Origin of the sequence: Corynebacterium glyciniphilum AJ 3170 (genome assembly GCF_000626675.1) — a bacterium.
Classification (GTDB): Bacteria; Actinomycetota; Actinomycetes; order Mycobacteriales; family Mycobacteriaceae; genus Corynebacterium; species Corynebacterium glyciniphilum.
Window position 1 is genome coordinate 219,318 of record NZ_CP006842.1, and the last position, 20,296, is coordinate 239,613.

A 20,296-nucleotide genomic window follows, 5' to 3' on the forward strand; every position below is an offset into this window, starting at 1 on the left:
CTGATCCTGTCTGTGTCTGTCTGCGGAGTCGGGGAGCGCCATCTACTTGCGGCTGATCTGGACCATCTCGAAGTCGGCCTTCGCCGCTCCGCAGTCCGGGCACTCCCAGTCATCGGGGATATCGGCCCACAGGGTGCCCGGGGGGAAGCCCTCCGCCGGGTCGCCTTCTGCCTCGTCGTAGATGTACCCGCACTGCAGGCATTCGTAGACTTTGTAGTCGTCCATGGTGAGCTCCTTTCCTGAGCTGGTCGTCGGTGATGCTGTTGCTGTAGTCATCTAGCTGACCTTGTCGAAATCGACCTTGTCGCGGACGCCGCAGTCCGGGCAGAACCAGTCTTCGGGGACTTCGGCGTCCCAGTCGAATCCAGGGGAGAATCCTTCGGCCTGGTCGCCTGCTTCGGTGTCGACTCGGTAATCACACAGGGGGCACTGGTACACAGCCACAGTGGTCACCTGTCCTTTCTCTTCTCAGGATGCAGTTGGTGGGGTTGGCTGGTCAGGCCGTGGGGGCGGGGCCGGCGGCTCCGCCAGCTCCGGCAGCGTAGTCAATCGGCTTGCGGTTCTTCGGACGTGGGATCACGTGGGTTGAGGGGACTCCGGGGCCGCGGTAGATGCCGACGACACCGGGAAGGAGGAAGAACAGGGAGATCAGGATCAGCCAGGGGGCAACTGCCTCGGCATAGGGCGTACCGAAAGCGCCGAAGATGCCCAGTGCGAGTGCGGCGGCGCCGACCAGGCCTGACGCGACGCAGAGCAGGTAGTGCTTCTTCGGGTTGGTCATTTTCTGCGGTGGCGCCTGGTTCTCAGGGATGTCGGCGCCGCCGGTGGAACGCAACGACTCGAGATCGGGCGACTGCTGGTTCGGGTCAGCTGTGGCGGTCATGTCTCAGGACTCCTTTGTCGCAGTGCCGACGGGTGCCTTCTTGGCCCACTTGGCACGCAGCTTGGCGGCCTTGCGGGGGTAGAGGTTCGCACGCTCGGTGTCGTAGTTGTAGTACTGCATCAGACGCTTGTCCATGATCGCGAACCACAGGGGCGGGAACGAAGCGACGGCGATCATCGTTGCGTAACCCTGCGGCAGCTCCGGAGCAAAGACGTCCGAGCGCAGGGACTGGTAACGCCGGGTCGGGTTGGCGTGGTGGTCCGAGTGGCGCTGCAGCTGGTACAGGAAGATGTTGGTGGTCAGGTTGTCGGAGTTCCAGGAGTGCTCCGGGGAGCAGCGCTCGTAGCGGCCGTCCTCGAGCTTCTGTCGCAGCAGGCCGTAGTGCTCCAGGTAGTTGACGAACTCCAGCAGAGCGATGCCGATGACTGCCTGGATCAGCAGGTAGGGCAGGATGCCGATGCCGAAGCCGATCAGCAGGCCGCCCCAGATCAGGATGGTGATCAACCAGGCGTTGAGGACATCATTGTCAAGGTTGAACTGGCTCTTGCCACCGCGGGCGAGACGCTTCTTCTCGATGTCCCAGGCACGGGGGATCTGACGGGGGATGGAGCGGATCAGGTAGGCGTAGACGTTCTCGCCCATACGGGAGCTGACCGGATCCTCCGGGGTGGCGACCTTCACATGGTGGCCCTTGTTGTGCTCGACGTAGAAGTGACCGTAGGCGGGAACCGCCAGGACGATCTTGCCGAGCCAGCGCTCGAAGCTGCCCTTCTTGTGGCCGAGTTCGTGGGCGGCGACGATGCCGATGCCCGAGGTCATGCCCATGGTCCAGGCCAGGCCGACCTTCTCGTACCACTCGAGACCGCCGTAGGTCCACTGCCAGCAGCACAGCACCAGGCTGGCCAGCATAAGTGGGAAGTAGAGGTAGGAGATGATCCGGTAGTACTTGGTCTCCTCCAACCAGGGGACGAACTCCTCCGGCGCGTTTTCGCCGTCGCGTCCGAGGACCCAGTCCCCGATCGGCACGATGATGAACACGGCGATGGGACCCAGGAACCAGGAGGCCGAGATGAGGGCCTCGGGGGCGTTGATCGCCTTCATCCACTCGACGATGCCCCAGATGATCAGGGGAATGGACGCGGGGACCATGCTGAGGATCCAGGCGTACTTTTTCTTGTCCACCCACTGTTGCTCTTCAGTGGTGAACCCGTTGTCTGCGGCGACACCACCCTTGGTAGGTGACGTCTTCTTATCTGTTGTCGTCATGGCTAGGCGACCTCCATCTGACTGGCGCGAAGTGTGTTGTGGAACACACACTATGTAAAGTGTGGTTCACAGTACAATATGTATTCCTGGAACACAATGTTTATCGGGAAAAATCTGGATTGGTCGCTACGGAACGCCATGACCAGCGGGTATCGAACCATAAAGGGGTAGGTGCAGAAGGTCCGGCGCTTAGCAGGGCGACCCGAAAGTTATGCACACGGGGGCGTTTTAGCGCGCGTCTGCTCCGGGCGCAGTGCCTAGGTCCAGGGCCGGGGGAGGGGGCAAGATACGTTCCCTCGAGAATCCACGTGGACGAAGACACTGTAACGTGATCGCCATGCCGACATGGTCTGAACTGCGCGATCTCATCGAGCACGGCAATGGTCTGGACGGGCCGCCTGTCCGCGCTACTCTCCGACTGCACAGTGATCCCGGCAGCCTGGATCTGACCGTGCAGGCCGAGGAACCGACGGAGATCCTCCGGCTCCCCGCCGGTGACTACCGGTTTCTCTGGGCGGACGGTCGATGGTCACTCACCAGGCTCGACGGCACTCCGCTGCTGCTCCAGGACGGTCAGCGGACCCTCGTCCTCGCAGAGGACGGCGCAGTTGTCGATGCGACGGACGGGCAGGTCCACGTCCACTGCGTGGAATCCGCGCTCATCACGCGACACCAGTACGTTCCGGATCGCAGGGGAGACGTCTGTCCCGTACAACGTGACGGCCGGGACGCATGGTCGATCACCGGCAAGCGCTCCGAGTGCATCGTCGATGCGGAGACCGGTGTGCTTGTGTCTCTCTCATCGATGTGGCGGGATGGCGGCGAGTGCGCAGAATTCATCGACGTGGATTTCCCCGACCGTATCGGTGACGAGGAGTTCCGGTGGGCCGGTGAACCGGCCGACAGTATCCTCGTCGACCGTCTGGCGCGTCCCATTGACGAGACCCGGGCACGTGCGATCGTCGCCGGGGAACTCGACCGGATCGCCGTACCCGACCCACCTGCCGCGCCCGCGGACCACCGGATCCTGCCGGTCACCGTTGCATGGTGGGTCTACATGGACCTGAATCGTCCGGCGTATGACGTGGGGAGCACAGTCGACATGTTCCTTTGGTTCGAGGAAATCGATGCGGGCGACACAGACGGCACGGTGGTGACGGTCGACGCCTACGCCGAGGAAACGACGGTGGAGCGCCCCGTGGGCCTGACCAACGGGCGGTGGTCAATGATCCTGCGTGGCGACGGGTGGTCGGCATTGTGGGAGGCGCCGCGGCCCGTTCTGGGGCAGGTGCGGTTGACCGGCCGCTTCCACCAGAGCTCTGACAGGGCGGCGGAGACACCACTCACCCCGACCCGTGGGCGTGTGACCAGACTGCGGTACCGGTCCGGGTATACGACGGTCGACGTCCCTGCCGTCCGACGGTCCGTCCCGAAGGTATGGATCCAGGGTGGAGGCCAGTTCGGCGTCGATCCCATCCTCGTCACCCTGGACCTGGACACGGCCTCTCCGCCGGAGCCGGCGCAGCTGGAGCGTCCGACAGCACTGCAGGGGTTCGCCGTCACCGGTGGCGTCGAGGCTCCCGTCCTGTGGCGCGGTGACCTCCGTCTGCCGATCGTCTGGCGGACCGACGTGACCTCGGGCGAATCGACGGCGGTCGCGCTACCGGTACGGATCAACGCCGCCCCCATGTACATCGCACGGGTCCGTGGCAAGGCCGGGGACGGCTGCCGGGTAGACGCGGCGGGACATACGTTCCTGGTGGGGGACGACGGCAGCGTTGTCGAGGAAGAACGTCCTGCAGTGCTGGAAGACTTCCCCGGCGCCGTCCGGCATCCGCACAGCGGATGGGTGGTGAGCAGGTACGACATCGAGGAATCCTGGACGCACATGGTGAAAGGCGGAATGTACGGTTTCCCTGTGGACCGGGGTGTCCAACGACTCGGCCGCCTCGCCGACGACGGCACCGTGGACTGGAAACGGGAACTGCCCGTTGGTCCGTTCGAATCCCCGGCGGCGCTGCTCGTTGCTCGCGACATGCTGATGATCTGGCAGGGAACGACAGTGAGCTATCTCGACGAGGAGCTGCAGGAGATCCGCACCGCGAAGATCGAGAGCGCCGACGGCTACCGCATCCACCATGTGACCGCGTCCGACGGCTGCCTCCTGGTGAACAGTGAGACCTACGACGGGCAGAGTGAACTCCGGCGTCTCGACCCCGAGACACTGGAGGTGCTGCTCCTGGTGGACGGCCCCGGGTCGCGCCGTCACCTGCAGGTCGACGACGCCACGACAGCCTGGTTCGCCGATCGCTCGTCGTTACGCCTCTACACCCGCGGTGCGGACGGCGAATGGACGTCGAGGGAGATTGAGTGGCAGCACTCCGGTGGGGAGTAGCCTCACCCCGTATGAACGAGCGCAACGCACTGCAGATCACCGACGTCACCGTCCGCCGTGGGGAGAACCACCTTGTCGAGGATGTCAGCCTCACGATTCCGGCCGGGAGTCACTGGGCGGTCCTGGGGCCGAATGGGGCAGGCAAGTCCACGATCCTCAAACTCGCCGGAGGACGGTTGTACCCCACGACCGGCAGCGTGCAGATCCTCGGCGAACAGATCGGACGCACCGATGTTCGTGAATTGCAGAAACGCATCGGCTATGTCGACCCGAAACAACGCCTCGACGACATCTCAGCCTACGAGGCCGTGCTCTCCGGGGTGTCGGCATCCAACGGCTACATCCAACGCTTCGACTACGCCCCGCACCAGGCGCACGCTACTGGGATGCTGGAGCTGGTGGGAATGGACGACAAGTCCGACCGGCTGTGGAGCCAGATGAGTCAGGGTGAGAAAGCCCGGACGCTCATTGCCCGTGCCCTGGTCACGGATCCGCAGATGCTGCTGCTCGACGAGCCGTCCACCGGACTGGACCTGCCGGGACGCGAGACGTTGCTGCGGGTCGTCGACGACTTGCGGGCGTCCCACCCGACGCTGACGACGGTGCTGATCACCCACCACGTGGAGGAGGTCGCAGCCTCTACCACCGACGTGCTGATGGTCCGGGACGGCGGCATCCAGGCGTCCGGGCCGGTCGACGAGGTGATGACCGCGGCGAACCTCGGGGTTCTCTACGACATGGACGTGCAGCTCCAGCGGGTCGAGGGGCGGTGGTTCGCCTTCAGCGGATAGGCTCTCAAGGGTGACTGACTCCAGTGAACCCGTGACAGAGAAGAAGAAGCGCCCGGCATGGGTGGAGTATCTGGTCACCTTCGTGGTGGCGATACTGCTGCTCGGCCTGTTCAACACCTTCATCGGTCGGCTGTACCAGATCCCGTCGGAGTCGATGGAGCCCACGCTCGTCGGGTGTGAAGGCTGCACCGACGACCGCATCTTCGTGGACAAGGTGTCCTACCGCTTCGGTGACGTGGACCCCGGCGACGTCGTCGTCTTCACCGGCACGGGTGCATGGTCGGAAGACTATGTGTCGACCAGATCGTCCCAGCCGCTGGTCAAGGGGATCCAGACCGGCCTGGAGAAGATCGGCATTCTCGCACCGGACGAGTTCACACTGGTCAAACGCGTCATCGCCACCGGTGGGCAGACGGTGCAGTGCCAGGACGGGGACCCGGGCATCATGGTCGACGGAGAGAAGGTCGACGACTCGTTCACGCTGGATCCGAAGGCCTACCCGGTTGACCCGACCACGGGGTCTGACGCCTGTCAGGGCGAGTACTTCGGCCCCGTGACCGTGCCGGACGACAAAGTGTGGCTGATGGGCGACAACCGGACCAACTCGAAGGACTCCCGGTACTACAACCTCGCCGGAGACCCGGAGCAGGGGATGATTCCGCTGGACGACATCGTGGGCAAGGTGCAGTTCAAGGTCTGGCCGCTGAGCCGGATCGGTGGCGTCGACTAGCCACGCCTAACCGGTTCAGTCGGCCAGGTGCCTGGTCTCGTTCATGCTGACCAGCGTCCGGTTGTGGAAGTAGTCATCCTCCTGCAGCACGCTGATGCTGCCCGGCGTCACGCGGAAGCGCGCGTATTCCAGCGCGTCGATGGGCAGGCGCAGCCAATGTGCAACGACCATCGTCGCCGTCCCACCGTGGGTGACCACTACGGTGTCGGGCTGTCGTGCCGCGAGGACTTCGCCCATACAGGTGTAGACGCGCCGGGCGAAGTTCTCCATCGTCTCTGCCCCCATCCCCTCGTCGTGCCCCAGGCGCTCACCGACGGCGGGCGGCGGGGTGAACCGTTCGCGGAACCACGCATCCGGGCGTCCCTCCCCCTCGCCGTAGGACTTCTCCCGCAACGCAGGTAGGAACCTGGCCTTCACGCCCAGGCCCGCGGCGACGGGGGCGGCGGTCTCGCGGCAGCGCGTTAGGTCGGACGCGACGAGCACCGCACCGTCTGCACAGCCGTAGGACTTCACGGCGTCGGCGATGCGCGCGGCGTCCTGCCGTCCGCGGGTGGTGAGTGCAGAGTCGAACCAACCGCCGACCAGGCCATCGACATGGTGTGTGGCTTCAGGGTGAGTGACGACGTACAGCTGACGCATCAGGCTTCGCTGGTGTTCAGCACGCCTTCGGTGTCGATCTTGTCCTCGTCGGCGGTGGCGCTGATGCGGCCTTTGGAGAGCTTGTTGATCAGCATGGAGATCGCGCCGTCACCGGTGACGTTCGCCGCGGTGCCGAAGGAGTCGATGGCGATGTAGGCGGCGATCATCAGGGCGATCTGATCGGCGTCGAAACCGAGGTTGGTCTGCAGGACGCCGACGGCAGCCATGATCGCGCCACCGGGCACGCCGGGGGCGGCAACCATCATGATGCCGAGCAACAGCAGGAAGCCGATGATCTGGCCGGTACTCACGTCCATGTCGAACATGTGGATCACCGCGAGGGCGAACAGCGTGATCTTCATCATCGACCCGGCGAGGTGGATCGTCGCACACAGGGGGATGACGAAGCCTGCGACGTTGTCGGGCACACCGTTCTTCTTCGCGCATTCCAAGGTCACGGGAATCGTCGCTGCTGAGGAGGAGGTACCCAGCGCTGTGGCGTAGGCGGGCATCATCGTGGCCAGCGCCTTGAGCGGGTTGCGCCTGGCGATGACCCCGACGAAGAGGAACTGGGCGAGGAGCAGCAGAATCGTCATGATCACAGCGAGGACGAGAACCTTGGCGAAGGACGAGATCACGTCCATGAGGTTGCCGTTCATGCCCATCGACAGGAAGACACCGAACACGAAGACCGGCAGCAGGGGGATCACGAACGTCTTGATGACCTTCATGACCACGCTCTCGAGCTCCCGGGCGGCGGTATGGAGGGTGTCCGACTTCACTGCAGTCATGGCCAGGCCGACACAGAAGGCGAGGATCAGTGCCGTCATCACCTCGAAGGGCGCAGGCATCTCGATGTCGAAGTAGGGGCTCAGGGCACCCTCGTCGATGTCGACGAGGGTGTTGATCTTCTCGTCGCCGAGCAGCCAGCTGTAACTTGCCGCGGCGACGCCGAAGGCGATGAGGCCGGAGATGATGGTGGAGGCGTAGGCGATGCCTGCGGTGAGGCCGAGCCACTTTCCGGCTCCGCGTCCGATGCCCGCGATCGCCGGGGTGATCAGTGCAAAGATCAGGACCGGGATGAACAGGTCCAGGAAGTTGCTGAACAGGCCGTTGAATGTCACGAACACCCTGGCCAGCCACTCAGGGAAGAAGAGACTGAAGACGATACCGAGGATGATCGCGACGACGATCCGGAACAGCAGAGAGCCCGCCAGCTTCTTGAAAGTCATGGTGGTGACGATATGCCACCAGACGCCCCCGGGCATAGCGGGGGTAGTACTTTTGGCTCCCGTAGTGCTCTGTCGGGTCGGTCGTTACCCGTTGTCGAGTCCGAGTGCGTCGGCGATGGTGAAGTGCAGGTCGGTCTGGTCGGTGAGCCCGGAGACGTTCGCAGCGGACGGACCGTAGGCGGCGATGCGCAGCTGGGTTCCGGTGTGCCCCTGGTCCTGGGTGTCGACGTTGTCGGAGGTCGCGTAGGCGATGGTCATCTCGGAGCCGTCGCGGGTGATCAGGTTGCGGGACAGCCCCGGGTACACCGTGGCACGGGCCTCCTCGATGCTGATGCCCTTGTCCCCCGCAATGTCCTTGATGTCGTCCTCACTGACGCCGCCGACGATCTGGCTGGTGTGGGCGTGGTCGGCGGTGACGAGGACGAGCGTCTCGCCGTCCTCCTCGGCGAACTTCACGGCCTCTTGGACGGCTTCGTCCAGGTCGACGGTCTCGCCGATCTGTCCGCAGGGGTTGGCGGCGTGGTCCTCCTTGTCGATGGACGCGCCCTCGACCTGGAGGAAGAAGCCGTTCTCCTTGCCGTCGTCGTTGTTGCTGAGCAGGTCGATCGCCTTGCTGGTCATCGATGCAAGCTTCGGGATGTCGTCGGTGCGCTCAGGGTTGTCGGTGCATTCCTGCGCGGGCTTGAGGTACCCCTCTTTCTCCGCGGTGTCGCCTTCCCAGCGCACGGGCATGTTGCCGTCCGAGAACAGGCCCAGGACGGGGGAGTCCTGGTTGGCTTCGGTGAGTGCATCGAGTTCCGAGGCGGTGGTGGGGAGCTGGTAACCGCGCTCCTCGGCCTGCTCGAGTAGCGTCTTGTCCTTCCACTCACCGGTCTTCGCCGTCTGGGCGAAGCTTTCGGCACCGCCCCCGAGGGTGACATCCGCGCGTGATTCGAGGTACTGCTCGGAGATCGAGCCCTTGCCGCCCTTGTCGAGCAGGTCGTCACCGCATTTCTCCCCGTCCTCGGGGCCGTAGCACTTACGCTGTGCGACGTGGGCAGCCTGGACGGCCGGGGTGGCGTCCTGGATCTCGGCCGTGGAGACGTTGCCGGTGGCCAGGCCGGCGGCCTTCGCCTTCTCGATCAGGTTCTGCTGCGCTTCGCCGTGGATGTCGACGCCGATGGCGCCGTTGTAGGACTTCGTCCCGGTTGCCCATGCGGTGCCGGACGCGGCGCTGTCGGTCACGTAGTTCGGTGTGCCGTCCTCGTTCAGGGAGTAGTGGGTGTACTGACCGGTGACAGGCAGAGCGTCGATTCCTTTGAAGCTGCCGGCGGCACCTTCGGCGTAGTTGCGGGCGGCGGTGATCTCGGAGTCACCCATGCCGTCTCCGATGAGCAGGATGACGTTCTTGGCGCCGGTGGCCGCGACGGCGTCGCGGACGTAGTCACCCTGATCGCCGTCGAGGCGTCGTGCGCCACCGTTGGTGGACAGGTCACCGTCGGCCTCGCGGTGCTGGAGCGTGGGGTTGCCGGATGCCGAGTTGTCGCTGGGGTTGCTGGCGTTGCTGTCGCTGCAGGCAGTGGCGGTGGCGAGCAAGGACACGGTACCGACTAGTCCGAGGACGGCGGCGGCGGTGCGGTTGTGATTCACGGTCAACTCTCTGTAAAGAAAACGTCAGGAACGGATTGTGACGCTACGGAGTCGACGTGAACCGGCGGTGAGATCGAAGGACCCCTGAGATGAACAACCTGTGAACCGTGCGGAGCGGGGGACCTGATGACGATCATCGCGATGCACCAGCCCGGTGTCGGCGGGCAGAGCGCCCGTTTGTGAGAGGTGCGGTTTCCGAGCATGGATGCGCCGAGTTCGGCAACTCAGCGCATCCATGCTCGGAAACCGCCCCTTGTGTCGTCCATGGTCGACGGATGGCAAAGCTTATTGAGCTTACGGGGTGGGCACGGCTTCCTCGCTGCCGCTGCTTCCTTCCCCGCCGCCGACGAGCTCGCTGAGCCAGATGATGTCATCGACCAGGGTGACGCTGTCGAGCCAGTTGGCGAAGATGACGTCCGATCGAGAGAGGTCGTCCAGGGTGATGGTGCCGAGACCGAAGGCATTGTCCCAGGTGACCAGGCTGACCTTGGGGAGCAGGCCCGCATCGGCGTCGGCGGCGGCGGACTCGATCTCCGGCAGCTTGAGGTAGTTGGGGCGCTCATCGCCGTTGACCTCGGCCGCGGGGAAGAAGACCACGCGCTGTCCCAGCCACTCGACGGTGATGGGATCGCGGAAGCCGTAATCGCTGGTCAGCAGGGCGGCGGTAGTGGTGCGGGTGGTTGTCTCCATCACCGGGTCGCCGTTCTCGTCGAGAACCGGGTTACCGTCATCGTCGAGCTGAGGAGTTTCGACCTCATCGGTGTAGGTGTCGGAGGTGAGGCGCACGAAGTCCTTGGCGAACTTCAGGCGGTCATCCTCGGAGGTGACGTTGTGCATCAGGTCGTCGAGGAACGGGGTGCTCTCGGCGTCCCCGGTGAACTGCTTGAGCAGTGCATCGTTACCGAGGACGAGGGACGTGACGTCGGTGATGCCGACCTGGTTCTGGCGGTGCTCACCGGGCTCCGGGTCGCGCAGGTCCTGGTAGGTGTCGATGGTGCCGAGGATGTTGGAGCACTTGCCGAGGCCTTCGGCGGTGGCGTACGAGTTCAGGCCGAAGCAGCTGACTTCCTTGAGCGCGGGAACGTCGAGGTCGTCGACGGTGTTGATCATGTCCTCCACCTCCTCGCCGGCGAAGCCCACGATGCCGTCCGCACGGAGACGGTCGAAGTCGAGTGCTCCGCCGAACCAGGTCAGGCCGATCTCGTTGGTATCCATGTTCATCGCAGAGGCGAAGCCGAGACGGGTGTAGGAGATGGAGCTACGGTCTTCGTCGGCGGCGGCCAGGGCGATGCCGGGCAAGCCGAAGAGTTCGTGGGCCTCGGCGGTGGCGTCACCGCCGCGCATCGAGGCGGCGACCTGAGTACCGTCACCGATGATGGTGGACGTGCCGCGAGGTGCAGGGCGTTCCGGAAGTTCGGTGGGCTTGGCGTAGTCGTACTTCTGGCCGGTGAGGTATTCGGCGATCTTCAGGGCCTCGGTGCGTTTGGTGAGGTTGGCGTCATATTCGACCTGGATCTTCTCGTATTCGATGCAGACGCCGAGGAACTTCCTGAGGCATTTGCCGTTTTCGGTACGGTACGCGGCCTTGTAAGGCAGCGCAGCATCCTGCTGAACTTGCGCGTACGTACTGTAGGCGCCCAGACGCCGGGGCTCGATGCTGGGGTAGCCGAGGGCCTTGGCTGCTGCTCGCACGGCAGGGCTCAGGCTGTCCTTGTCCAGGACGACGGCGCTGAGAATTTCGATGAGATTGCGCTCCCCGAGGCGGAACGTGCCGATCAGGGGGATGGTGATGTCGTCGCCGAGATCGATGGTCATGTCTTCGGCCGCGGCCCCGACCTCGATGTTCTCGGGAAGAACCACGGCGATGCCGTCGCCGGTGGACTGGCTGCAGTCTGCGACGGCGGTGACCTCCGGTGCGGCTTCTGCGTCGTCGGTGTCAGCGACGTTCAGGGGAAGATTGCTGAGGTCGCCGGACTGGCAGAGCTCGACGTAGTCGAGAATCATCTCATTCTCGAGGAGGTCACCGATCTGACCGAGGTCGATGTCGGCGGGGTTGGATGCGGGGCGTTCCTCCGGCCCGGCCAGTGGCTCCTCCTGTGCAGTGGCGGTGGGGAGCATGGTCACGCTGAGGGCGACGGCGGTGGCGGCAGCGGCGATGCTGCGGCAGGTGCGGCGGAAGATAGTCACGGGTTGAGGCTTTCGGTGCTACGGCAAACGGGACGAATGTGACAGGAGAGGAAGTTTCACATAAGTAACATACGCCACTTCAGTCACATTAGTAACACCCGTAACATTCTTACCCCCGCGGGTACCCCGGACCCACGACGTTCAGGCCGCTCTCAGAGCTCCCGCACGACCCGTGCCGGTGTTCCCACAGTCAGGACATTCGACGGCAGGTCCCGGGTCACCACTGACCCGGCTCCGACCACTACGTTGTCTCCGATAGTGACCCCGGCGCACACGGTGACCCCGCCTCCGAACCACACGTTGCGGCCCAGGGTGATTGGCGCACCGTATTCCCAGCCGCTGGCCCGCAGCTCGTGGTCTTCCAGAGGGTGTAACGGGGTGAGGAACTTCGCGCCTGGTCCGATCTGGCAGCGGTCACCCAGGGTGACGGGGCAGACGTCGAGGATCGTCGCATTGACGTTGATGAACACGTCGTTGCCCAGGTGGATGTTGGTCCCGTAGTCGACACGGAGCCCCTGCCAGACCTCTGTTCCCGCGCCGACGCTACCCAGCAGCTCTCGTATCTGCTCGTCCCACGAGTGCTCGTCGGCAGGGTCTGTCTGGGACAGACGGAAGCAGGCAGACCGGGCTGCGAGCGATGCTGCGGAAACTGTGGGATCGGAGGCGAGGTAGTACTCGCCGGTGACCATGCGCTCCCACATGGTGCGGGCGTCGGTGCTAGCTGCGGCGCGGAGATCATCTGCGGTGCGGGTGTCAGTCATGTCGTCCAGCCTGCCAGAGTGCTGGTTCAGGGGAGGGGCGCGTCCCGGTGTAGACCGCTTGGTTCGGTAGGATGGCCCCGATTAGCCCTGACCAGCCCACCGACCCGCCCCCGATCAGCCCAGGAGAGCAGACATGAGCAGCGACGATCAGTCCGGCCAGCCCAATGAGCACGAAACGCGCGCTGACGCCGGTACCGCCGCCCGCCGTGCCGCAGCACTGCAGGCACGTCAGCGACTGACTGACGCCGCGGGTCGTCCGTTCGGATTCGATACGAACGCCATCCATTCTGGTTATGAACCCGACGGACAGACCGGTGCCATCAACACCCCGATCTACGCGTCCACCACCTATGCACAGGACGGTGTCGCCCAGCTCCGCGGTGGGTTCGAGTACTCGCGGTGCGGCAATCCCACGGTCACCGCGCTGGAGGAGACCGTCGCGGCGCTGGAGGGGGCGAAGTTCGGGCGCGCATTCGCCTCCGGGATGGCGGCCACAGACACTGTCCTGCGTGCGCTGCTGCACCCGGGCGCTCACGTCATCCTCGGTAACGACGCCTACGGCGGGACGTTCCGACTGCTCGACACCACCTACCGTGACTGGGGCGTGGAGGTATCGGTCGTCGACACCGCCGACACCAGGCAGGTCGCCGATGCGTTGCGTCCTGACACGAAACTGGTGTGGCTCGAGACGCCCACCAACCCGCTGCTCGGCATCACCGACATTGCCGCCACCGCCGACGCCCTGAAGGACCACCCGGCCAAGCTCATCGTGGATAACACGTTCGCCAGTCCGTATCTGCAGCGCCCGTTGGCGCTCGGGGCGGACGTCGTGATGCACTCCACCACGAAGTACCTCGGCGGGCACTCGGACGTGGTGGGCGGTGTCATCGTCACCGACGATGAGGATCTGGACGGTGAGCTCCTCTTCCTTCAGGGTGGTGTCGGTGCGGTGCCCAGTCCTTTCGACGCCTACCTGACCTACCGCGGTATCAAGACCCTCGGACTGCGTATGGACCGTCACTGCGCCAACGCGCAGGCCGTCGCCGAGTTCCTGGACGGGCGCCCTGAGATCGCTCAGGTGCTGTACCCGGGGCTCCCCGGCCACACCGGGCACGATATCGCCGCCCGGCAGATGGACGGCTTCGGGGCCATGGTCTCCGTCCGGTTCGCCGGTGGTGAGGTACCTGCCCTGCAGTTCTGTGAGAATACCCGCCTGATCTGCCTGGCAGAGTCCCTCGGCGGTGTGGAGTCATTGCTGGAACACCCGGCGAAGATGACCCACCAGTCTGCCGCGGGGTCCGCTCTGGAAGTGCCGGACGACCTTGTGCGTATCTCCATCGGCATCGAGAACGTCGATGATCTTCTCGCCGATCTCGCGCAGGCGCTGGACGCGCTGTGATTCCTGACGCCGCTGCATGCCGTATCGGGATTACCGCCGGTCACACCGTAGTGAACCTGGAGGTGTGGCACCCGGACTGGGGTTCGGCGGCGACGGAGGCACTGCGCCGCAGCCTGTTCGGTGCGCAGGGACCGTCCGGCGACAGTGCGCCCGACGAGCAGGCGGCCATCGCCATGCTCGACGCCGCGCTCGGTGCGGAGCGGTCGGACGCCTGGCTGGGCGAGGTGACCGTCACCGACCGCAGTCCCGGTAACGCTGTGAGCATGGCCGAGTTGCAGGACCGGGTGGACCGCATGGCCAGCGAGGCAGTTGACCCGGACGGCCGTCCGGCACGCACGGACCTGCACGTTGATCACGACGGGATCCCCGCCACCGCGCAGGTGATCCTGCCGTTGTCCCCGACGGTGGCCCCGGGCTGTGACCTGCATGTCTCGGTCACGTTGGAGACTGATGCGGTGGCGTCCTCGGATCTGACGATGGCGCAGATCGAGGACCGCTCCGGTGTTGTCCGGGAGGCACTCGCCGACACTGTCGATGAGAACAACGCGGGGATCCTCGCCGTCACCGAGTTCCGGCCAGGGGCGGACACGCTGCACTTCTACCTGGATTCGACATCCCCGGCCGTCGTCGACAGGTCGGTGCTGAATACGCTGCGCACCGTCGCTTCGGCCTGGCAGTACGGGGACACGGTGGTCGACGAGGAGAAAGACCCCAGGTGGGACGCTGTTCGCACCTATCGGGTGTGAATCATTCAATCCTGGGGAACCGCCGTGCGCGAATGTGTGAATCGGTGTGAATGTTTGCGAATGCGGTGTGAATGAGAGGCTCGGCATCGGTACGTCCGGGGTCTCTGGTGGCGCCGGAATCTACGGTGTAGTTTCAGAACCATGACCACACCAACATCTTCAGGTGCTTCTTCCGCTACTGCTGCGGTGCCGGGCGGTGTCGTCCACGAACTGCCCGACGACCTGCGTGCCGCAGTGCTCGGCGGCCCGCGTGGAGACGGTGATGACGGCAGTCCGTCGGTGAGCAGAAGCGTCCTGGAGCTGTGGGAGGACATCACCCCCCTGGCTCGCAATGAATTCATTTGCTGGGTGGAGGACGCCAAACAGTCCGCGACACGCGCTCGCCGCGTGCGACGCACCTGCGAGGAGCTCGAGGAAGGCAAGCGCCGCCCCTGCTGCTGGCCCGGATGTAAACACCGCTGAATGTGGGGCGGTGGGGGCCGCCGGATTCAGCCGAGCACGATCAGCGTCGCGGTAGCGTCTTCCTCTGCGCGCACGCTGTGGACACGCCCTGCGTCGATGTGCACCGCCGAGCCGGGGGACAGTGCCACCAGATCCGTGCCGCCGTCGCTGTCGCGGTGGATGGACACTTCAATGGTGCCGACCTGACCGAGAATCAGGATCGGAGCTGCGGCACTGTGGTCCGCCATCATGTCGCCATCGCGAAACGCCAGCCGGGTCACGATGGTTCCGTCGACCCGAGTGAGCCGTTCGACGGCGGGTTTTGCCTGCGCATAGTCGGTGCGGGGGATGTCGTAGTCGTCTTTCACGGTCCCGGGGTGGGCGTCGGCGAGGCCGTCGATGTAGGTCCAGCCGTCGCGGGACTCTGTGTTGGCGGATGCGGAGTGCGGTGTAGGTGTCATGGTGCGATCCAGCCTACGTGCGGAACTCCGGCAGGACGTCGGCGAAGTCGGCATCCCAGACGGTCCTTGCTCGGTGCGTGGCCTTCAGGTCGAATGATCACCCTTCCAGGCAGGGATTCGGGCCCAGATGATGCACAGAAGGGTGATCATTCGACAAGAGCGGAACTGCGGTGCTGACAGCGACCTCAGATCGTGGAGCGAGGAGCGGAGATAGGGAGGTGCGTGTCCGCCGTTACACCCGTGGACGACCCCGCGGCGTGGTGACCGTCCGGTCGCCGGAGATCCAGAACCGCAGCGGCGCTTCCTTGTTCTTCGAGATGCCGATCCTGGGGCCCGCCACCCAGTCGACGGGCGTGCTGGCGGCGCTCAGATGAAAACCCGTGGTACCCGTGGCGTCTGCAGCCTCGGCAGTTCCGTCCTGCGTGATCGCCGATCCGTTGAGATCCAGGTCGAGCCCCAGTGTCGCGCCGAGGTTGCCCGGTCCCCGTGCCAGCCCGTCATCCGTCGGTTTCGGGCCGCGGCGCTGCCGTACCAGGTCTATGCCTTCGATCACGCGCCCGGCACGCATCAGCACCCCGGCACCTGCGCCCTCGGCCTTGCAGACCAGATTTCCGGCACGGTGGATGCCGTAGCTGGCGTAGACGTAGAGACGGCCGGGAGGCCCGAACATCGTGAGACACCGTGGTGTGGGGCCGTTGTAGGTGTGCGAGGCGGGGTCACCCTCGCCTGGATAAGCCTCGACCTCGGTCAACATCACGGTGACCACGCCTTCGGGTGTGTGCCGCCGCAGGGTGGCGCCGAGGAGTTGCGGGGCTACGGTCTCGGGGGACGCGGTGAAGTCGATCATCCGTTCCATGGTGCCATGGACACGGATTACACGGACTACACCGAGGACACCGACGACACCGAGGACAGTGCTGATACCGCTGCGGCATCTGTCTCCTGCAGCATGAGCGGATCAGTGCGCGGCATCGGGGAAATTGTCATGTCGGCGCGGACCTCCTGCAGCGGGATGCCCAGCATGTGGACCCGCGGGTCCACGCTCCCGTCGACATGCACCAACCGTGAGGTGGTGAGGTCCACCTCCGGGGCTTTCGAGGTGATCTCGGAGGAGGTTTCCGCGCTGGAGAAGACGAACGGGCGCAGTCGTGCGTCACGCACCAGCGCAGCGGTGACGGGATCGGCGCTGTCGCGTGCGGACGGCTTGTGTAGCCAGGCGTCTACCAGGGCAGTCGCCGCGACAGCGTCGTCGCCCGTGGATTCCGAGGACATGAGGAATGCCGGCGCCTCCGGGTCGACGACCACCGTGGGGTGACCGCCGAGGAAGCGGACGTAACCGGCGTCGACGAGACAGAGCAGCTCGGCGGTGCGGAACGCGGGTGGGCCGGAGCCGACCATCTGGCCGACACGTCGCAGTTCAGCGTAAGCGCCGCGCCGGGATTCCAGGGTGAAGCGTCCGGGCTGGTCGGCGACCTGGGCAGGTTTGCGGGCGGAACCGATGACCTGCAGCCCCGCCTTGACGGCAGAGTCGGTGCCGAGTGAGGCCTCGTGCAGGTCACGGGCGAGCCGGTCGCCGATGTGTGTGGTCAGCTCGTCGATGGTGGGCGTGGCGTCACCCTCCGTCGTCCGACGGTGGAGGTAGGCGGCGACCGGGTCCGCGAAACCGGGGATGTCGAAGCGCTCTGCGGCATGGGGCACCAGAGCGATCAGCGCGGGGTCGTTGTGCAGCATCCAGGGATCGTCGGAGGCATCGATCACAGCAGTGACATCGGCGATATCGGCGGCGTCTGCGAGTGCGGTGTCGCCAGCCGCATCACGCAGGAGGACGCGGTAATACGCCTCGTGGGCGTCGCGTAGCAGCGCGGGCCACAACCGTTCACCGAAGTCGATGGATCCTGCCGGGGCGTCGGTCGGTAGCGCGGCGAGTTCGGCTCGGAACCGGGGCATCCGTGCCGCGGGCGGCAGTGAATTGTAGACGGGTTTTGGCTGGTAGGGGTAGCCGTGGTGGGAGGAGACGACGAGGCGGGGTTCGCGTCCCGACGGTTCGTAGCGCAGGCCGGAGCGTGCGGACCCATCGGGCAGGAACCGTCCTCCGCGGTCGATGGTTACCATCGCCATAAGGTCGAACAATCCCATGCCGAGGCCGCGGACCACCACGTCCTCGCCGGCGGGAAGAGCATCGGCGTCCTGGTCGGCGGGGTTGCCCGGACGCACCCACACCAGGGCGGGGTAGTGCTCGACGGACTGGGCGGTGAACGTTTCCAGGGCGTCGGGTTCAGTGTCGGTCCATCCCAGCGCCAGGACGGTGGCGTCGGCGTCGATCACGGTACCGTCCTGCAGTGTGATGCGGTCCCGGCCGGACGCATCGAGCGCCGTGATGTCGGTGGCGCGGGTGGTGTGGGTTTCCAGGACCATGCCTTCGGGGAGACGGGCGACGACCGTGTCGAAGACCCACTGCAGGTAGTGGCCGTAAAGGGCGCGCGACGGGTGCGATTCGGGACGTGATTCGGCAATCTCGGCGGCGAAGCCGTCCGGGACGGTGGCGGGGTGGGCGGAGAACAGCGTGGTTTTCGCCCCGGTCGGGTCGGCCCCTTCCGGTTCCTTCTCCAAGGCCTCGCCGCGCAGCAGGCGGATCCACTCGTACATGGTCGGTCCCTCGAACACCGGTGCGGTCACCGAGGAACCGGGTTCCGTGAACAGGGTGACGGCGTCGGCGAGGGTGTTCATGTACAGGGTGCGGGTCTGGTCGGTGCGCCAGATTCGGCCGGTACCGACGGAGACGTCGTCGATGATGTGCACGGTGACGGGGGTGGCGTGACTGCGGTCGCGCACCAGGGCGCTGAGTCGTTCGAGGACGGAGATGCCGCGTGGTCCGCCGCCGATGACGACGATGGTGGGGCCGGTGTTCCTGGTGTCGCTGGCGGTCATGGGCACCATGGTATCGCCCGGTCCGGGCTGTGTTACTGTGGGCGCACCCTAGAAGAACAGACAGATCTGTTCAGTTCTGTTGAAAGCACTTTTTTGCTGATGACGTTTCCTCTCTCCCCCGCGGCCCGCCCGCCACGGCGATCACTACGGCACGTAGTCGTCGCTGTCCTTGCCGCGGTGACCTCCGTCGCCGTGGCCGTAGGCATCACCGCCTGCGCTTCCTCCGACGGTGGACACCGGGACGCCGGTGCCCGTGAACTGGTCTACCTCGAGTCGCTCCCGTACAACTCGTTGTACCCGCCGGCTGCCGGTTTCTATCCCAACGGTGGCATCCTCAACAACATCACCGACCGGTTGTTGTGGCAGGACCCGGACACTCTGGAACTGCACCCGTGGATCGCCACGGACCTGCCGCAGATCAACGACGACGCCACCGAGTTCACCTTCACGCTCCGCGACGACGTCACCTATTCCGACGGCACGCCGCTGACCGCGGAGAACGTGGTGCGCAACTTCGACCTCTACGCCCTCGGCGACCCGGACCGTGGGTTGAGCTCCTCGGAACAGATCAGCACCTATGAACGCGGTGAGGTGATCGACGAGCACACCGTCCGTTTCCACTTCTCCGATCCCGAGCCCGGTTTCCCGCAGGCGACCAGCTCCTTCAACGCCGGCCTGCTTGCCGACGCCAGCCTGGAGCAGTCCGATGAGGGCTTCGCCCCGGGCAGTGCCACGGAGGTCATCGGTTCAGGCCCGTTCGTCGTCTCCGCCGAGCAACTCAACACCGAGGTCACTCTGGACGCCCGGGAGGACTACGACTGGGCGCCACAGGGGGTCGACCAGCAGGGAGCACCGCAGATCGACCGGGTCAGCGTGGTCATCACGCAGGAGGACAGTGTCCGTGTCGGAGGGCTGAAGTCGGCGCAGGGTGATGTTGCCCGGCAGATCGAGGCACCGGAGGAACAGCACCTCATCGACGACGGCATCGGTGTCCTCTCCGCCCCGACGAACGGGGTCAACAACCAGCTCGCCTTCCGGTTCCGGCATCCGCTGCTGTCGGATATCCGGGTACGCCAGGCGATCATCGCCGGAGTCAACCGGGACCGGGTTCTGAACTCGCTGTTCAGCGACTCCTACACCAAGGCCACGTCGGCCCTGGCCAGTACGGCCGCCGGCTACCGCGAGCAGAAGGACGCCTATGTCTTCGACCCTGACCGCGCCCGTGAGCTGCTTGACGAGGCCGGTTGGGTGCCGGGGCCGGACGGCATCCGGGTCAAGGACGGCGAGCGACTCAGCCTGACCGCCAATGACTCGGAGCAGCAGCCCCGCACCCGCGAGGTCATCACCATGGTTCAGGAGCAGTTGCGGGACATCGGGGTGGAGGTCTCCCTCTACCCCGGCGACGTCGCCGCCCAGAAAGCGGCGCAGGTCAACCAGGACCTTATCCAGCTCAATGTGACGATGGTGGGCCGGGCCGATTACGACGTGATCAAGAGCCAGTACTACTCGCAGAACCGGAACCAACTGCTCAACTACGACACGGAGGACGAGTCGGTCGGAGACCCTGAACTCGAGGAACTCCTGCTCAAGGTGTCCGGCTCGGCGGATGAGGATGCCCGCGCCGCGGCCAGTGGCGACGTGCAGGACTACCTCACAGAGCAGGCCTACGTCCTGCCGTTCTTCGAGGAGCCGCAGGTCTACGGAGTGCAGGACTACGTGCACGGTTTCGCCACCGATCCGATCGGCCGACCCTGGTTCTATCCGGTGACGCTCGACCAGAACGAAGAGGGGTGACAGTCACATGGATT

Annotated in this window: 19 protein-coding genes; 7 read left to right on the forward strand and 12 right to left on the reverse strand. The window is 65.2% G+C overall.

Annotation, left to right across the window (positions count from 1 at the left end; genetic code table 11):
- Positions 1 to 42 precede the first annotated feature (42 nt).
- From CGLY_RS01050 to CGLY_RS01065, 4 genes are read right to left on the reverse strand one after another with little or no spacing between them, the layout of a single operon-like run.
- Positions 43 to 225, reverse strand: a complete 183-nt coding sequence (locus tag CGLY_RS01050; protein WP_038545341.1) for a rubredoxin — start codon at positions 223 to 225, stop codon at positions 43 to 45.
- Positions 226 to 276: 51 nt separating this feature from the next.
- Positions 277 to 453, reverse strand: coding sequence for a rubredoxin (locus CGLY_RS01055; protein WP_407080801.1), 177 nt, complete (start codon positions 451 to 453; stop codon positions 277 to 279).
- Between the two features lie 43 nt (positions 454 to 496).
- Positions 497 to 883: a hypothetical protein gene (locus CGLY_RS01060; RefSeq protein WP_038545344.1), complete on the reverse strand. Its 387-nt coding sequence runs from the start codon at positions 881 to 883 to the stop codon at positions 497 to 499.
- A 3-nt stretch (positions 884 to 886) separates the two neighbouring features.
- The gene (locus CGLY_RS01065; protein WP_038545347.1) at positions 887 to 2,149 is read right to left on the reverse strand and encodes an alkane 1-monooxygenase; all 1,263 of its coding nucleotides are present in this window, start codon (positions 2,147 to 2,149) and stop codon (positions 887 to 889) included.
- Positions 2,150 to 2,486: 337 nt separating this feature from the next.
- Between CGLY_RS01065 and CGLY_RS01070 the strand changes: the two genes are divergently transcribed.
- Genes CGLY_RS01070 through lepB form a run of 3 tightly spaced genes read left to right on the forward strand, consistent with a single transcriptional unit; the run spans position 2,487 to position 6,065 of the window.
- Positions 2,487 to 4,544 (forward strand): hypothetical protein, encoded by a 2,058-nt coding sequence (locus CGLY_RS01070; protein WP_038545349.1) that lies wholly within the window; start codon positions 2,487 to 2,489, stop codon positions 4,542 to 4,544.
- An 11-nt stretch (positions 4,545 to 4,555) separates the two neighbouring features.
- Entirely contained in the window at positions 4,556 to 5,335 is a 780-nt protein-coding gene (locus CGLY_RS01075) for an ABC transporter ATP-binding protein (RefSeq protein ID WP_038545351.1), read from the forward strand.
- Between the two features lie 10 nt (positions 5,336 to 5,345).
- Positions 5,346 to 6,065, forward strand: coding sequence for a signal peptidase I (gene lepB, locus CGLY_RS01080; RefSeq protein ID WP_038545354.1), 720 nt, complete (start codon positions 5,346 to 5,348; stop codon positions 6,063 to 6,065).
- Positions 6,066 to 6,080: 15 nt separating this feature from the next.
- Here the strand turns inward: lepB and CGLY_RS01085 are convergent, their stop codons facing one another.
- From CGLY_RS01085 to CGLY_RS01105, 5 genes are all read right to left on the reverse strand, one after another.
- Positions 6,081 to 6,704 carry a histidine phosphatase family protein gene (locus tag CGLY_RS01085; RefSeq protein WP_038545357.1) on the reverse strand — a complete coding sequence of 208 codons (624 nt, stop codon included), beginning with the start codon at positions 6,702 to 6,704 and terminating at the stop codon, positions 6,081 to 6,083.
- Complete coding sequence (locus CGLY_RS01090) at positions 6,704 to 7,936, reverse strand: dicarboxylate/amino acid:cation symporter (protein ID WP_038550779.1); 1,233 nt, start codon at positions 7,934 to 7,936, stop codon at positions 6,704 to 6,706. The genes CGLY_RS01085 and CGLY_RS01090 overlap by 1 nt, the downstream gene beginning before the upstream one ends.
- An 84-nt stretch (positions 7,937 to 8,020) precedes the next feature.
- Positions 8,021 to 9,565: an alkaline phosphatase gene (gene phoA / locus CGLY_RS01095; protein WP_038545360.1), complete on the reverse strand. Its 1,545-nt coding sequence runs from the start codon at positions 9,563 to 9,565 to the stop codon at positions 8,021 to 8,023.
- Between the two features lie 294 nt (positions 9,566 to 9,859).
- Entirely contained in the window at positions 9,860 to 11,752 is a 1,893-nt protein-coding gene (locus tag CGLY_RS01100; RefSeq protein ID WP_038545363.1) for a hypothetical protein, read from the reverse strand.
- Positions 11,753 to 11,904: 152 nt separating this feature from the next.
- Positions 11,905 to 12,513, reverse strand: a complete 609-nt coding sequence (locus CGLY_RS01105) for a sugar O-acetyltransferase (protein WP_227590327.1) — start codon at positions 12,511 to 12,513, stop codon at positions 11,905 to 11,907.
- Positions 12,514 to 12,646: 133 nt separating this feature from the next.
- On the opposite strand from CGLY_RS01105, the gene CGLY_RS01110 reads away from it, so the two are divergent.
- The 3 genes from CGLY_RS01110 (at position 12,647) to CGLY_RS01120 (ending at position 15,120) form a co-directional block, all read left to right on the forward strand.
- On the forward strand, positions 12,647 to 13,912 hold the full coding sequence (locus CGLY_RS01110; protein WP_038545367.1) for a cystathionine gamma-synthase: 1,266 nt from the start codon (positions 12,647 to 12,649) through the stop codon (positions 13,910 to 13,912).
- Complete coding sequence (locus tag CGLY_RS01115; RefSeq protein ID WP_038545370.1) at positions 13,909 to 14,658, forward strand: hypothetical protein; 750 nt, start codon at positions 13,909 to 13,911, stop codon at positions 14,656 to 14,658. The genes CGLY_RS01110 and CGLY_RS01115 overlap by 4 nt, the downstream gene beginning before the upstream one ends.
- Before the next feature lie 141 nt (positions 14,659 to 14,799).
- Positions 14,800 to 15,120, forward strand: a complete 321-nt coding sequence (locus tag CGLY_RS01120; RefSeq protein WP_052539420.1) for a YdeI/OmpD-associated family protein — start codon at positions 14,800 to 14,802, stop codon at positions 15,118 to 15,120.
- Between the two features lie 26 nt (positions 15,121 to 15,146).
- Here CGLY_RS01120 and CGLY_RS01125 read toward each other — a convergent pair whose 3' ends face one another.
- The 3 genes from CGLY_RS01125 to CGLY_RS01135 form a co-directional block, all read right to left on the reverse strand.
- The gene (locus CGLY_RS01125; RefSeq protein WP_052539422.1) at positions 15,147 to 15,560 is read right to left on the reverse strand and encodes a cupin domain-containing protein; all 414 of its coding nucleotides are present in this window, start codon (positions 15,558 to 15,560) and stop codon (positions 15,147 to 15,149) included.
- A 232-nt stretch (positions 15,561 to 15,792) separates the two neighbouring features.
- Positions 15,793 to 16,407, reverse strand: a complete 615-nt coding sequence (locus CGLY_RS01130) for a DNA-3-methyladenine glycosylase (protein ID WP_174411407.1) — start codon at positions 16,405 to 16,407, stop codon at positions 15,793 to 15,795.
- A 35-nt stretch (positions 16,408 to 16,442) separates the two neighbouring features.
- Positions 16,443 to 18,488 (reverse strand): FAD/NAD(P)-binding protein, encoded by a 2,046-nt coding sequence (locus CGLY_RS01135; RefSeq protein ID WP_038550790.1) that lies wholly within the window; start codon positions 18,486 to 18,488, stop codon positions 16,443 to 16,445.
- 99 nt (positions 18,489 to 18,587) lie between these two features.
- On the opposite strand from CGLY_RS01135, the gene CGLY_RS01140 reads away from it, so the two are divergent.
- A complete protein-coding gene (locus tag CGLY_RS01140) occupies positions 18,588 to 20,282 on the forward strand; it encodes a TIGR04028 family ABC transporter substrate-binding protein (protein WP_052540522.1) in 1,695 nt (564 codons plus the stop codon).
- Positions 20,283 to 20,296: the final 14 nt, after the last annotated feature.